General features: G+C 46.6%; 1 protein-coding gene. It reads left to right on the forward strand.

All coding sequences use genetic code 11. The features are described 5' to 3' along the window. The first annotated feature begins 45 nt into the window (after positions 1 to 45). Positions 46 to 16,131 carry a non-ribosomal peptide synthase/polyketide synthase gene (locus tag Y79_RS0100575; RefSeq protein WP_016935949.1) on the forward strand — a complete coding sequence of 5,362 codons (16,086 nt, stop codon included), beginning with the start codon at positions 46 to 48 and terminating at the stop codon, positions 16,129 to 16,131. Positions 16,132 to 16,183: the final 52 nt, after the last annotated feature.

Here is a 16,183-nt window from a genome sequence, read left to right on the forward strand (position 1 = left end):
GGAAAAGCATTTATTTCTTTAAATTATATAAAATGAGGTGCTCCAATGTCGGTATTTAGAAATCAAGAAACGTACTGGGAAAACCTGTTTGACGAAGAGGACGGCCTAAGTGCATTCCCTTACTTTAAAGCAGCGGATAATGCGTCATTGGCCCGTACCGGCTATCAGGAAAAATATATCTGCCGTTCCTTATCTCCGGAAGTATCTCAAAGAGTCATGACAATGGCGAATCATTCCGATATGGCTGCCTATCTGATTTTATTAGCAGGTATTGAATGCTTGCTGTATAAATATACCGATCGAACGAGCCTGATTCTCGGCATTCCAACGGTATCGAAGCAAAAGAGCAGTCAGTCAGCCGTTAACACCGTTGTTCTTTTGAAAAATACGCTTTCAAACGAGAGCACATTTAAAACTGTGTTTGAACAGCTGAAAGAAGGCGTTAATGATTCTCTGAAAAATCAAAACCTGCCGTTTAGAAAAATGGTTCAGCATCTAAACGTGCATTACAATGATGAACGTCTGCCGCTGATTCATACTGTCGTTTCGCTTAACGAAATTCATTCTTTGCAATTTAAAGAAGACATTGCATCCGATACGCTGTTTCACTTTGATTTGGAGAACAACGGGATTCATTTGAAGCTTTTTTATAACGGCAATCTGTACGATGAGCGCTATATGGATCAAATGACAGCCCATTTGGATCAGCTGCTGTCTGTGATCCTGTTTCACCCTCAAGCGGAGATCCATACAGCAGAAATGATACCCGAAGCGGAAAAGCAGAAACTATTGTTTGATTTTAATGATACCGGCAGAGATTACTCCGGGAGCAGAACCGTCTATCAATTATTTGAAGAGCAGGCAGAAAGAACGCCTGAGCATGCGGCCGTCAAGTTTAAAAACGCCCATTTGACGTACAGGGAATTGAATGAAAAGGCGAACCGTTTGGCAAGAACATTGCGTAATTGCGGGGTTCAACCCGATACGTTAGTCGCCATTCTCGCTGATCGTTCTTTAGAGATGATCGTATCCATTATAGCCGTTTGGAAGGCGGGGGGCGCTTATGTGCCCCTGGATCCTGAATATCCAAAAGAGCGGCTTCAATATTTGCTTCATGATGCGAATGCAGACGTTCTCCTTGTTCAGCATCATTTAAAAAACAGCCTCACCTTTGACGGCCCGGTGATTGATTTAAATGATGAAGCATCTTACCATGCGAATGCCTCATTGTTATCACCGATAGCGGAACACAGCCATTTAGCCTATGTTATATACACCTCGGGCACAACAGGAAAGCCGAAAGGAGTCATGGTTGAACACGGCGGTATTGTGAATTCGCTCCAGTGGAAGAAGGCGTTTTTCAAGCATTCTTCAGCGGATCGCGTGCTTGTCTTGTACCCGTATGTTTTTGATGCGTTCATTTTAAATTTCTTCGGCCCGCTTATCTCGGGTGCGACTTTGCACCTTTTGCCGAATGAAGAAAATAAAGACCTTTTCGCCATTCAAAATGTCTTGAAACAAGAGCGGATTACACATTTTTCAACTTCTCCCCGTCTTTTGAAAACGATGATCGAAGAGATGAATGCGGACGACTTCATTGATGTTCAGCATGTTGTTGTAGGCGGAGAGCAGCTGGAAACAGACACAGTTGAGAAGCTGTATTCTCTGCAGCCTCACATTCGGATCAATAATGAATACGGACCGACAGAAAACAGCGTGGTATCGACCTTTCACCCTGTTCAGTCAGCTGATGAACAGATCACAATCGGCAAACCGGTGGCCAACCATCAAGCCTATATTTTAGGAGCGCACCAGCAAATCCAGCCGATCGGCGTACCGGGAGAGCTGTATGTCGGAGGCGCGGGGGTGGCCCGCGGCTACCTGAATCGGCCTGAGCTCACGGAGGAAAAATTTGTTCAGCATTTGCATCTCTCCGGTCAAAAAATGTATAAAACGGGGGATCTCGCCAGATGGCTGCCAGATGGAAGAATCGAATATGCAGGGCGGATCGATCATCAAGTGAAAATTCGCGGCTACCGAATCGAAATCGGCGAGGTAGAGGCGGCCATGTTCAATCTGGAAAATGTTCGTGAAGCTGCAGTCATTGCGCGGGAAGGCGCAGACGGAGCCAAGCAATTGTATGCCTATTATGTCGGCGAGCCTTCTGTGGCTGCTGCGCAGTTCAGAGCCGAATTATCCCGTAAACTGCCGGATTATATGATTCCCTCTTACTTTATCCATTTGGAACGCATACCGCTCACTTCCAATGGAAAAATTGATTTGAAAGCTTTGCCTGCTGATGAAGAAAATACGCGGACGGATAACGAATACATAGCCCCGCGGAACACAACAGAAGAACTGCTGGCGTCCATCTGGCAAGAAGTATTAGGGGCAGAACGTATCGGAATTCTGGATAATTTCTTTGATTATGGCGGAGATTCGATTAAATCAATTCAGGTGTCTTCCAGATTGTATCAAGCCGGATACAAGGTTGATATGAAACATCTGTTTAAATATCCCGCGATTGCAGAACTAAGTCAATTTGTCGTGCCGATCGGCAGGATGGCTGATCAAGAGGAAGTGACCGGCAGCACAAACCTGACCCCGATACAGCATTGGTTTTTTGAACAAAAAATGCCGCAAGCTCACCATTACAATCAGGCCGTCATGTTATATTCGGCGGAAGGCTTGAAAGAGGCTCCGCTTCGCCGGACGATGGAACGGATCGCGTCGCATCACGATGCCTTGAGGATAATTTTTGAAAAAACACCGAACGGGTACGCTCCGCGAATTACAGGAACGGATGAAAGTGAATTATATCATCTGGAAGTGATGAATTATAAAGGCGAAACCGATCCTGCTCAGGCAATTTCCGATAAAGCGAATGAGATTCAAAGCAGCATGGCATTAGACCGGGGGCCTTTGATGAAGCTTGGTTTGTTCCAATGCCCAGACGGAGATCATTTGCTGATTGCAATTCATCATTTGGTGATTGACGGAGTATCGTGGCGCATTTTACTCGAAGATTTTGCAAGCGGTTATGAGCAGGCAGAGCGCGGACAAACCATCCAGCTTCCGCAAAAAACAGATTCATTTCCATTCTGGGCTGATCAATTGTCCAAATATGCGAAAGAAACCGACATGGAAGAAGAGATTGCTTATTGGGCCGAACTTTCAAGCACGGAGCCGCAGCCATTGCCTAAGGACAAAATAAGCGAAGGTTCATTATTAAGAGACAGCGAAGAAGTGACGATTCAATGGTCAATAGAGGAAACGGAGCAATTGTTAAAACAAGCGAACCGCGCCTACAACACGGATATCAATGATCTGCTGCTGACTTCGTTAGGTCTCGCGGTTCACAGGTGGACTGGCATGGAAGACATTGCCGTAAATGTGGAAGGGCACGGGAGGGAGCAGATTATTCCGGATGCGGATATCTCCCGCACGATAGGATGGTTTACAAGCCAGTACCCTGTCGTCCTGAGAATGGAAGCCGGAAAAGACTTGTCACAGCGGATTAAGACCGTGAAAGAAGGGCTGCGCCGTATCCCGGATAAAGGAATGAATTACAGCATCATCAAATATGTATCCGGGCATCCCGAAGCCGACAGCCTGCAGCTGAAACCGGAAATATCGTTTAATTACTTGGGTCAGTTTGATCAAAACCTGAATCATCAAGCTTTGCGCATATCGCCTTTTTCCACAGGGTTATCGATGAACGAAAACCAAGAGAGAACGGCTGTTCTAGATGTAAACGGCATGATTTCTGAAGGGACATTATCGCTGACACTGAGCTACAGCAGCAAACAATACGAAAGATCAACTATGGCGCAATTTGCACGGAACTTGAAAGAAAGTCTGCAAGAAGTCATTGCACATTGCGTAAGCCGGCAGCAGACTTCCCTCACACCAAGTGACATCCTGTTAAAAGATATCTCAATCGACGAACTGGAACAGCTTTTGGAGCAGACGCATGAATTAGGCGAGGCGGAAAATATTTATCCATTAACACCGATGCAGAAGGGCATGCTGTTTCACAGCTTATTTGATCCGAATTCAGGTGCTTATTTTCAGCAAACGATGTTTGATCTGCACGGAGAGTTAGACATTGATGCATTTTCAAAAAGCTTGGATGGCTTATCGCAAAAATATGATATTTTCCGGACGAATTTTTACAGAGGCTGGAAGGATCAGCCGCTGCAAATCATATTGAAAACGAAAAAGATCGGTTTTGAATTCATTGACTTACGCGAGATGAAGGAATCACAAAGAGAAGAGATGATTCAGCAGTATGCCAGAGAAGATAAAATGCGGGGGTTCGATTTAGAGAAAGGCGCATTAATGCGGTTACTCATTCTTCGAACGGATGAAAAGACATACCGTTTCATATGGAGTTTTCACCATATTCTGATGGACGGCTGGTGCCTGCCGCTGATTACAAAAGAAATATTCGAGCATTACTTTGCCTTGCTTCACAAAAAACAGCCTGAACAATCGCCAATTACTCCGTACAGTCAATATATTGAATGGCTCAGCCGGCAAGATGCAAAAGAGGCCATGGCTTATTGGGATCAATACTTGGAGGGATATGAAGAGCAAACCGGCCTTCCTAAGGATCACCATGCACCAGAAGAACGATACATTCCGGAGAAAGTGACGTGTGACATAAGCACCGACCTCACTTTAAAAATGAAACAGACGGCCGGCGGGCGCCATGTCACGCTGAACACGCTGCTGCAGACGGCATGGGCGGTTTTGCTGCAGAAATATAACCGAAGCAAGGACGTTGTTTTTGGGAGTGTCGTATCCGGAAGACCGGCTGAAATTCCAAACGTGGAAACGATGATCGGCTTATTCATTAACACCATTCCCGTCCGGTTCCGGTGTGAAGCAGGGACAACGTTTGCCGAGCTTATGAAAGAGACGCAGGAAAGGGCTGTAGCATCTCAACAATTCGAGACGCACCCATTGTACGATATTCAGGCACGTACAACGCAAAAGCAAGATTTAATTACACATTTAATGATCTTCGAAAATTATCCGGTTGATCAATATATGGAGAGCATAGGCCGGCAAAACGGATCATCCGTCACCATTTCCAACGTACAAATGGAAGAGCAGACCAACTATGATTTTAATTTGACCGTTATACCGGGCGACGAGATGAACATCTCTTTTGAATACAATGCCAATGTGTATGAGCGGGCAAGCATAGAGCGGGTTCGGGAACATTTCATGCAAATCCTGCAACAGGTCGTGACAGATCCGGATATCCGGGTGGATCAAGTAGATTTGTTAACGGAAAGTGAAAAAAGAACCCTTCTGCAGACGCTTAACGACACGGCTGCGCCATTTCCGCAGACGCCGGTACATCAATTATTTGAAGAGCAATCGCATCGTACGCCCGATCAAGCGGCCGTCATTGATAAGGACAGGCAGCTCACGTACGGAGAGCTCAATAAGCGGGCAAACCGCCTGGCGCGGACGTTAAGAGCGATGGGTGTACAGACGGATCATCCGGTAGCCATCATCAGCAGAAACAGCATCGAATCGGTGGTCGGAATCCTTGCCGTTCTAAAATCAGGCGGCGCCTATGTCCCGATAGATCCGGAATATCCGCAAGACCGCATCGGGTATATGCTGAATGACTCCCAAGCCAGAATCGTTTTGACGCAGCGAGATGTCAAGGAACAGCTTTCCTATGAAGGCGTCACGATTTTACTGGATGATGAAGAGTCGTATCACCAAGATGACTCTGACCTTGAGCCGATAAGTGATGCAAGCCATTTGGCGTATGTCATTTATACGTCAGGTTCCACAGGGCGGCCAAAAGGCGTATTAATCGAGCACCGGGGCTTGACCAATTATATTTGGTGGGCGAAAGAAGTTTATGTAAAAGGCGAGAAAACCAACTTCCCGCTGTACTCCTCCATCTCTTTTGATCTGACGGTGACTTCTATTTTCACACCGCTTATCACAGGTAATACGATCATCGTCTATGACGGAGAGGATAAAACAGCTCTGCTTCAATCGATTGTGCAGGACCCGAGGGTGGATATTATTAAATTGACCCCGGCCCATTTGCAGGTTTTGAAGGAAATGAACATCGCCGATCAAACGTCTGTCCGAAGAATGATTGTGGGCGGGGAAAACTTAAGCACCCGGTTAGCCCAAAGTATTCATGAACAGTTCGAAGGCCGGATTGAAATATGCAATGAGTACGGGCCGACGGAAACCGTTGTCGGCTGCATGATTTACTGTTACGATGCCGCAAAGGACAGACGGGAATCGGTACCGATCGGAACCGCTGCGGCAAACACGAGCATTTACGTTCTTGATGAGAATATGAAACCCGCGCCGATCGGTGTCCCGGGAGAAATCTATATCAGCGGCGCCGGTGTAGCAAGAGGATATTTGAACCGTCCGGGATTGACGGCAGAGAAATTCGTCGATGACCCGTTTGAACCGGGAGCCAAGATGTATAAGACCGGAGATTTGGCGAAGTGGCTGTCGGACGGAAACATTGAATACGCGGGCAGAATAGATGAACAAGTGAAAATCAGAGGCTACCGTATCGAATTAGGCGAAATCGAGGCGGCGCTGCTTCAAGAAGAAGCGGTCAAGGAAGCGGTCGTTACAGCAAGAGTTGATGCCCTCGGGTTTAAACAATTGTGTGCATATTACGTGAGCGGCGGGCAAACAACGGCAGCCCGGCTCCGGAAACAACTGTCTCACAGCCTGGCGGGTTATATGGTTCCGGCTTATTTTATCGAGCTTGATGAAATGCCTTTAACGTCTAACGGAAAAATAAACAGAAAAGGGCTGCCGGCTCCGGATTTCGAGCTGCAGGACAGAGCAGAGTATAAGGCTCCCCGAACAAAAGCGGAAGAAATATTAGTTTCTGCCTGGGAATCGGTATTAGGCGCAGAGAATGTCAGTATTCTTGATAATTTCTTTGAACTTGGCGGAGATTCCATTAAATCAATCCAAGTGTCATCCAGATTAAAACAGAGCGGATACAAAATGGAAATCAAAGACTTGTTTCAGTATGCTACGATTGCCGAATTGAGTCCGCATATCAAGCAGAATCTGCGTACAGCCGATCAAGGTGAGGTCAAAGGAAAAGTCAGCCTGACTCCTATTCAGCATTGGTTTTTTGAACAAACAACAATAGATCCGCATTATTATAATCAAGCCGTCATGCTGCATGCGCCGGAAGGTTTTCGGGAAACGCCGCTTCGTCAAACCCTGCAAAAGATAGCAGAACATCACGATGCGCTCCGGATGACGTTCCAGACTACGGAAAAGGGTTACGAGGCACATCATGCAGAGATCGCCCAAAGCAGGCTGTACAACCTTGAAGTCCTGAATCTGAAAGCAGAATCCGACCCAGGGCAGACCATTGAAGCCAAGGCTGATGAGATACAAAGCAGTATGCATTTAAGTGATGGCCCGTTAATGAAAGCCGGATTGTTTCAATGTGCAGATGGAGATCATTTGCTCATCGCCATCCATCATTTGATGGTAGACGGGGTGTCATGGCGCATTTTACTGGAGGATCTCGTGACCGGCTACAGGCAAGCCGAGAACGGGCAAGTGATTCAACTGCCGCAAAAAACAGACTCTTTCCAATTATGGGCTAAGAGACTTTCAGAATATGCGCAAAGTGAAACGATAAAACAAGAACAGGAATATTGGACAAAGATCGAACAAACCGAAGTCAAACCGCTGCCTAAAGATTTTCAGGAAACCCATACAACTGCAAAAGACAGTGAAACGGCAACTGCGGAATGGACGAAAGAGGAAACAGAGCTCTTATTAAAACAAGCGAATCGCGCTTATAACACGGAAATAAACGATTTGCTTTTAACTTCTCTCGGTCTTTCCATATCACATTGGTCGGGGCTTGACCGGATTCCGATTCATTTAGAGGGACACGGAAGAGAACAGATCATTCAAGATATGGATATATCGCGCACGGTCGGCTGGTTTACTAGTCTGTATCCGGTTGTGCTGCACGCGCAGCCAGGCAAAGAAATCTCTGATTATATCAAAACGACCAAAGAAGGACTGCGCCAAATTCCGCATAAAGGGATCGGATATGGAATAGCAAGGTACTTAAGCGGCGGAATGCCATCGAAGCTCAATCCTGAGATCAGCTTTAACTACCTGGGACAGTTTGACCAAGATTTACAGCAGCATGGGGTTCAATTATCTTCTTACTCTTGCGGTTCAGACTCGAGCGGAAATCAAGAAAGACCGTATGTATTGAATATAAACGGAATGATCACCGAGGGCCGGCTCAAGCTTACGATCAGCTACAGCAGCAAACAGTACGCAAAAGAAACAATCAAGCGGTTATCGGAAACGATTCAAAGCCGCCTGCGGACAATCATTACGCATTGCGTTCAGAAAGAACAATCGGAACTGACACCAAGCGATATTTTGTTAAAAGGCATGTCCATTGACGAATTGGATCAGCTCCTCATTCAACTGCCGCATACAGGTGAGGTTGAAAACGTGTATCCGCTCACTCCGATGCAGAAAGGAATGCTCTTCCACAGCTTGCTGGACGAGGACTCACATTCTTATTTTGAACAAGCATCGTTCGATTTGCAGGGAGAGTTAAAGGTTGATTGGTTTAAACAAAGCTTGGAGCGATTGTTTGAAAGATACGCCGTGCTCAGAACCCGTTTTTACAGCGGCTGGAACGATATTCCTTTGCAAATTGTCTATAAAACGCAAAAACCGCAAATTCATTTTGCAGATTTGCGTGACATAGAGGATCACCGGCGTGAGGATGTAATCGCAGCCTATCAAAGAGAAGACAAGGCAAAAGGATTTGACTTGGCTCGCGATCCGCTGATGCGCATAGCAATTTTCCGCATGGAAGACCGCAGCTATCATTTGATTTGGAGCTTCCATCATATTGTCATGGATGGCTGGTGCCTGTCTCTTATCACGAAGGAAGTGTTTGATCATTATAGCGCCTTACAAGAAGGAAGGGGGACAGAACCGTCATCTGCAGCGCCTTACAGCGACTATATCGAGTGGCTTGACCGCCAAGATCAGGGAGCAGCAAAGCGGTTCTGGAGCGAGTACCTTGAAGGATATAAAGGTGAAACCGCGCTTCTTCATAAAACACCGCAGCATGAACAAAAAGAATACGCTTATGCCAATGTGATCTGCCAATTTGATCACGAACAGACGAAACAATTACAGCAGATCGCAAATCAGCATCAGGTTACGTTAAATACGTTGATCCAAACGTTGTGGGGAATTTTATTACAGAAATACAGCGGGTCCGCAGACGTTGTATTTGGCAGTGTCGTGTCGGGAAGACCGGCGGAAATTTCTGGTGTGGAACAGATGGTCGGCCTGTTCATCAATACCATTCCGGTTCGGGTCTGCTGCGATGAGGACAACTCTTTTGCCGATGCGATGCAAATGGTTCAACAAAAAGCGTTGGCTTCCCAAGCATATGATACTTATCCTTTATACGAAATTCAGGCCCAAACGGAACAAAAGCAGAACCTGATTGACCATATCATGATCTTTGAAAACTATCCGATAGGACAGCAGGTCGAAGAGACGGGCCATCATGGTACGAAGCTGAACATTACGAATTTTTATATGCAGGAACACTCCCACTATGATTTGAATGTGGTTGTCATACCTGGCAAACAGCTGGCCGTTCATTTCGGTTTTAATGAAAACGAATATGAGAAATCAGAAGTGGAGCGGCTCTCCGGACATTTTGAACAGCTCATGCAGCAAGTATTACAGCAGCCGTCTGTCAAAATAGAAGAATTGGAGCTTCTCTCTCAGCAAGAAAAAGAACATCTGCTCAGCCGCTCTCAGTCTAATGACATGCATTACCCGAGTGAAAAAACGATTCATGAGCTGTTTGAGGAGCAAGCGCATCGTACTCCGGACAATACAGCAGTTGTATTCGAGGGTAAACAACTCACCTACGGAGAACTGAACCGGCGTGCCGATCAGCTTGCGCGAACCTTGCAGGCAAAAGGTGTGCGGAACGATCAGCTTGTCGGTATTATGACTGAACGCTCGCTTGAGATGATTGTAGGCATCTTGGGAGTTTTAAAAGCGGGCGGCGCATATTTGCCGATAGATCCTGATTCTCCGTCTGAACGCATCAGTTATATTTTAAATGATTCAAGCATCAGCGTATTGCTTTACCGCGGGAAGCTTCCGGATGACATCGGCTTTCCAGGAACATGTATTGATCTCATGGAGGAACATTTCTATCACGAAAAAGACAGCAGTCTTGCACTCTCTTATCAGTCCAGTCAACTGGCCTATGCCATTTATACTTCCGGTACGACAGGCAAGCCTAAAGGCACGTTAATTGAACATCGCCAGGTCATTCACCTGATTGAAGGACTTCGACGCCAAATTTACTCTGCCTACGATGCGGAGCTGAATGTAGCCATGCTCGCTCCATATTATTTCGATGCTTCTGTTCAGCAAATGTATGCTTCCTTGCTGTCAGGACATACCTTGTTTATTGTTCCGAAAGAGATTGTGTCAGACGGTGCTGCCTTATGCCGTTACTATCGGCAGCATTCGATTGACATCACCGACGGAACACCTGCCCACTTAAAGCTTTTGATAGCTGCAGGTGATTTGCAGGGAGTCACGCTTCAGCATCTTTTAATCGGAGGAGAGGCTCTTTCCAAAACGACGGTAAATAAGCTCATGCAATTATTCGGCGATCATGGCGCTTCACCTGGGATTACCAATGTATATGGGCCTACGGAGACTTGCGTAGACGCGTCTCTGTTCAACATTGAATGTTCTTCCGATGCGTGGGCACGCAGCCAAAACTATGTCCCTATAGGCAAGCCGTTAGGCAGAAACCGCATGTACATTCTTGATTCAAAAAAACGGCTGCAGCCGGCGGGCGTCCAAGGCGAGCTGTATATTGCAGGGGACGGTGTCGGGCGGGGTTACTTGAACCTGCCGGAACTGACGGACGAAAAATTTGTTGCCGATCCGTTTGTACCGGAGGACCGAATGTACAGAACCGGTGATCTGGCCCGCCTTCTGCCGGATGGAAATATTGAATATATCGGCCGGATTGATCATCAGGTGAAAATTCAAGGTTTTCGGATTGAACTCGGTGAAATCGAATCGGTGATGCTGAACGTTCCTGATATTCAAGAAGCCGCCGCAGCTGCCCTTAAAGATGCAGATGATGAATATTACTTGTGCGGATACTTTGCTGCGGATAAGACAATACAGATCAGTGAACTTCGCGAAAGAATGGCCCGGCATTTACCGGGATATATGATCCCGGCTCATTTTGTTCAGCTGGATAAGATGCCGCTGACGCCAAACGGGAAGTTGAATCGCCAGTTATTGCCGGCTCCGGTCAAAAAGCGTGACAGCGGCATAGAGTACGTCCCGCCGCAAACTTCGGCAGAAATCCAGCTGACAGCAATTTGGGAGGATGTCCTCGGATTAGAGCAGGTGGGGATCAGAGATCACTTTTTTGAGATCGGCGGACACTCCCTGCGGGCAACGGCGCTGATTGCAAAAATACAAAAGCAAATGCATGTCCAAATTCCTTTGCGGGACGTCTTCCGTTTCCCAACCATTGAACAGCTCGCACAGACGATCACGAAGACGGAGCTGACCGGGTATGCCGCGATTCCTGCAATTGAAGAAAGACCTTATTACCCGGTATCCTCAGCACAAAAACGGTTGTACATCCTGAATCACTTGGAAGGCGGAGAACTCAGTTACAACATGCTGGGACTGATGGCTGTCGAAGGCAAGCTTGACCGTGACAAGCTGCAGCAAGCCTTCCGTACGCTTATTTTGCGCCATGAATCTTTGCGCACCGGTTTTAAAATGGCTGACGGAGAACCCGTTCAGTATGTCTTAGATCACGCAAAGTTCGAAGTAGAGTGGTATCAGGCAGAAGAAAATGATGCGGACCTTTATATCCGCCAATTTATTCGTCCTTTTCATCTGGATGAGCCGCCGCTGCTTCGCGTGGGGCTGATTGAACTTCAACCTGACCGCGGAATTCTGATGTTTGATATGCATCACATTATTTCTGACGGAACATCCATGAGCGTATTGATTAAAGAATTTATCCGCATTTATGAAGGAGAGACATTACCGCCTTTGCGCATCCAGTACAAGGACTACGCAGTATGGCAGACCGGCGAAGCGCGGTTAAAACAGATCCAAAATCAAGAAGCCTATTGGTTAGAGCTGTACAGCGGCGACGTTCCTGTCCTTCATCTGCCGACCGATTATATCCGGCCGTCGGCACGGGATTTTGCGGGAGCCACAATGCAGTTTACGCTTGATAAGCAAAAAAGCGCCGGATTAAAGCAGCTGGCATCCCAAACCGAATCGACTTTATATATGGTGCTCCTTGCGTCTTATACATTATTGCTTTCAAAATACAGCGGCCAGGAAGACATAATTGTCGGCAGTCCTATAGCGGGAAGACCGCACGCCGATTTAGAACCGATTATCGGAATGTTTGTGAATACACTGGCCATGAGAAATTACCCTGAAAAAGGGAAGACGTTCTCTCAGTATCTGTCCGAGGTGAAGGAGAATGCATTAAAAGCTTACGAACATCAAGATTATCCGTTCGAAGCGCTGATCGATCAACTGAATATCGCCAGAGACTTGAGCCGTAATCCATTGTTTGACACCATGTTTGTGCTTCAAAACACGGAGCAGGAACAGTTAGAGATAAATGACGTCACTTTCAAACCATATCCAAACGGACATACGATGGCGAAATTTGATTTAACCTTAACGGCTGTGGAAGAAGAGGCGGGTATTCAGTTCACGATGGAATACTTGACGGCTCTGTTTAAACCGGAAACGATCGAACGTATGATGGGGCATTTTGTGCAGCTGATTGATTCGATTATTAAACAGCCTGATGCCGAGCTGGCTCGTCTGAATATGATGACCAAGGAAGAGGAAAGAAACATTCAGCAACTCTTTAACGATACTGCAGTTGCGGAAAAACGAATTCCGACAACGATTCATCAGCTTTTTGAGCAACAGGCTGAGCTTAACCCGGATCATGAAGCCGTCCGGTTTGGAATTCAGACGCTGACTTATCGTCAGCTGAATGAACGTTCCAATCAGCTGGCGCGCGTCCTTCAAGTTAAAGGTGTTGGCACTGATCAGGTGGTTGCCGTTCTCACGGATCGCTCAGCACATATGATCATCGGCATTTTAGCCATATTAAAGGCCGGCGCAGCATTTCTCCCTATCGATACGGAGCTTCCCGAAAAACGGCGGGCTTTTATGCTGAAAGACAGCGGCGCCGATGTGCTTTTGACTTGTGCAGGCCACGCTATTCCGCCGCTCTTTGAAGGAGAAGCGCTTCTGCTTGATGATCCGATGATATATCAAGGCAGAGCAGACAATCTTAATCTTTCCTGCTCGGAAAATGATTTAATGTATGTTATTTACACGTCAGGCACAACGGGGCAGCCGAAAGGCGTTCAGCTGGAGCACAAGACGATGACGAATCTGCTCGCTTATGAGCAGGATCATACGCAGCTGCAGTTTGACAGAGTGCTGCAATTTGCCGCAATGAGCTTTGATGTCTGCTATCAAGAAATGTTCTCCGCGCTTTCAAGCGGAGGAACACTCTTTATCATCGGCAATGAGGCAAAACGTGACATACGTCAGCTCAATGATTTTGTCAGAACGCACAGGATACAAACAGCATTTCTTCCGACCGCGTTCCTTAAGCTTCTTGCCTCGGAGAAACACTATTTCGAACCGTTTGCCGAGTGCGTAGATCACATCATCGCTGCGGGAGAACAGCTCATCGCAACAAGTATGCTGCGTGACATGCTGGCACGCCATCAAGTCACATTGCATAATCATTACGGTCCGTCGGAGACGCATGTCGTGACCATGTATACCGTTGATCCGAATACAGATCAGGAGCTTCAGCCGATCGGCAAACCGATTTCAAATACGGAGATTTTCATTTTGAATGAAGCCGGAACGCTTCAGCCTGTCGGAATCGTCGGTGAACTTTGTATTTCAGGAGTGAGCCTGGCCAGAGGCTATCATAACAGGGAGCCTTTGACACTCGAAACTTTTGTTCCGCACCCATATGACTCGAATCAGCTGATGTATAAAACAGGCGATCTGGCCCGTTACCTTCCTGACGGAAACATTGAATATGCGGGAAGGAGAGACCATCAGGTCAAAATCCGCGGTTATCGGATTGAACTCGGTGAGGTGGAGGCCGCTCTTCTCAAGCACGTACAGGAAGCAGTTGTCCTAGCAAAAGAAAATACCGATGGCCAAAGCGATTTATATGCCTATTTTACAGCGGAGCAATCACTCTCGATCAGTCAGCTGAAAGAAAAACTTGCTGGTCAAATACCGGGATACATGATCCCTTCATACTTCATCCAGCTGGAGAAACTGCCGCTAACCGGCAATGGAAAAGTAAATCGAAGAGCATTACCGATGCCTGAAGCAGGTCTGCAAACGGGAACCGATTACGTTGCTCCGCGGACGAATATGGAAGAGCAGCTGATATGCATCTGGCAAGACGTTTTGAAGGTAAAAGAAATAGGTGTAAAAGATAACTTTTTCGATTTGGGCGGCCACTCGTTGCGGGGGATGACGCTCATCGCCAAAATTCATAAGCAATTCAGCAAAAACATTTCATTGAGAGAAGTCTTTCAATGTCCGACAGTTGAAGAAATGGCAAAGGCTATTGCAGGAGCTGAAAACACCGGGCCGGATTACATTCCGAAAGCCAAAGCAAAAGATGTCTATCCTGTATCTTCCGTGCAGAAGATGGTTTACCTGTCAACACAAATAGAAGGCGGAGAACTGAGCTACAATATGCCGGGAATCCTTACATTAGAAGGAAAACTCGACATGAATCGCTTGCAAACCGCTTTCCAAAGACTGATCCAGCGTCATGAATCGCTGCGTACCGGTTTTGAAATGGTCCGCGGAGAACTGATGCAGGTGATCAAACCGCAAGTGGAGTTTTCGATGGAAAGATACAAGGCAACAGCTGACGAGGTTGAGGAATGTTTCCGCACCTTCGTGCGGCCGTTCGATCTCAGCCAGGCTCCATTACTCAGGGCCGGACTCATCGAGTTAGAACAAGACCTGCATATTTTCATGTTTGACATGCACCACATCATCACGGACGGCGCCTCCATGAATATTTTTGTCGAAGAACTGATTCAATTGTATGACGGCAAAGAGTTAGCTCCGCTCCGTATTCAGTACAAAGACTTTACGGAATGGAAACATCAAAAAGAACAAAGAGAACGAATCAAGAAGCAGGAAGAGTATTGGCTTGGTGTATTTCATGAAGAGCTCCCGTCATTCGAGCTGCCGAAAGATTTTGCGAGACCGCCGGTTAGAAGCTTTGATGGAAAAAGGCACAATTTTACGCTCGATAAGACTGTCACCCAAGGGATAAAGCAGCTGGAAGAATTGACCGGAACGACCGCTTACATGATTTTGTTCTCGGCCTATTCCATACTGCTGACAAAATACAGCGGTCAGGATGATATCGTCGTCGGCACCCCTATTGCGGGGAGACCGCATGCGGATTTGGAACCCATTATCGGAATGTTTGTCAATACATTAGCCATCCGCACCGCTCCGATGGCGGAAAAGACATTTTTGGATTATATAACGGAAACGAAAGAAACCATGCTGAAGGCTTTTGAACATCAAGAGTATCCTTTTGAAGAATTAGTTGAAAAACTGGGTGTAAAACGGGACTTAAGCCGAAATCCATTGTTTGATACGATGTTTGTCCTGCAAAATACGGAACAAACGGATATTGAAGTGGACTCTCTCACAGTCAGACCTTATGAACAAACGGAGACGGCAGCCAAGTTTGATTTACAGCTGAACTTCTTAATAGATCAAGATGAGATTCAAGGCAGTTTTGATTACTGTACGAAACTGTTTAAAAAGAAAACCATTGCTGTATTGGCCAAGGATTACGTCATGATTCTTTCGGCGATTATGAGAAACCCATCCATTCCTTTAAAAGACATTCAATTAAGCGAAAAAGTAAACAAAAGTAAACATCTCGCAAGCACAATCGAATTGGATTTCTAATCACGGGGGCAGCGGCTGTCCCGGCATGAATGCCGCGGCTGCCGCCAGCTGC

This window comes from Bacillus siamensis KCTC 13613, assembly GCF_000262045.1.
Classification (GTDB): Bacteria; Bacillota; Bacilli; order Bacillales; family Bacillaceae; genus Bacillus; species Bacillus siamensis.

Bases quoted from the DNA above. Each gene is read 5' to 3' on its own strand.
- Y79_RS0100575 (WP_016935949.1), top strand. From the start codon at position 46: ATGTCGGTATTTAGAAATCAAGAAACGTACTGGGAAAACCTGTTTGAC.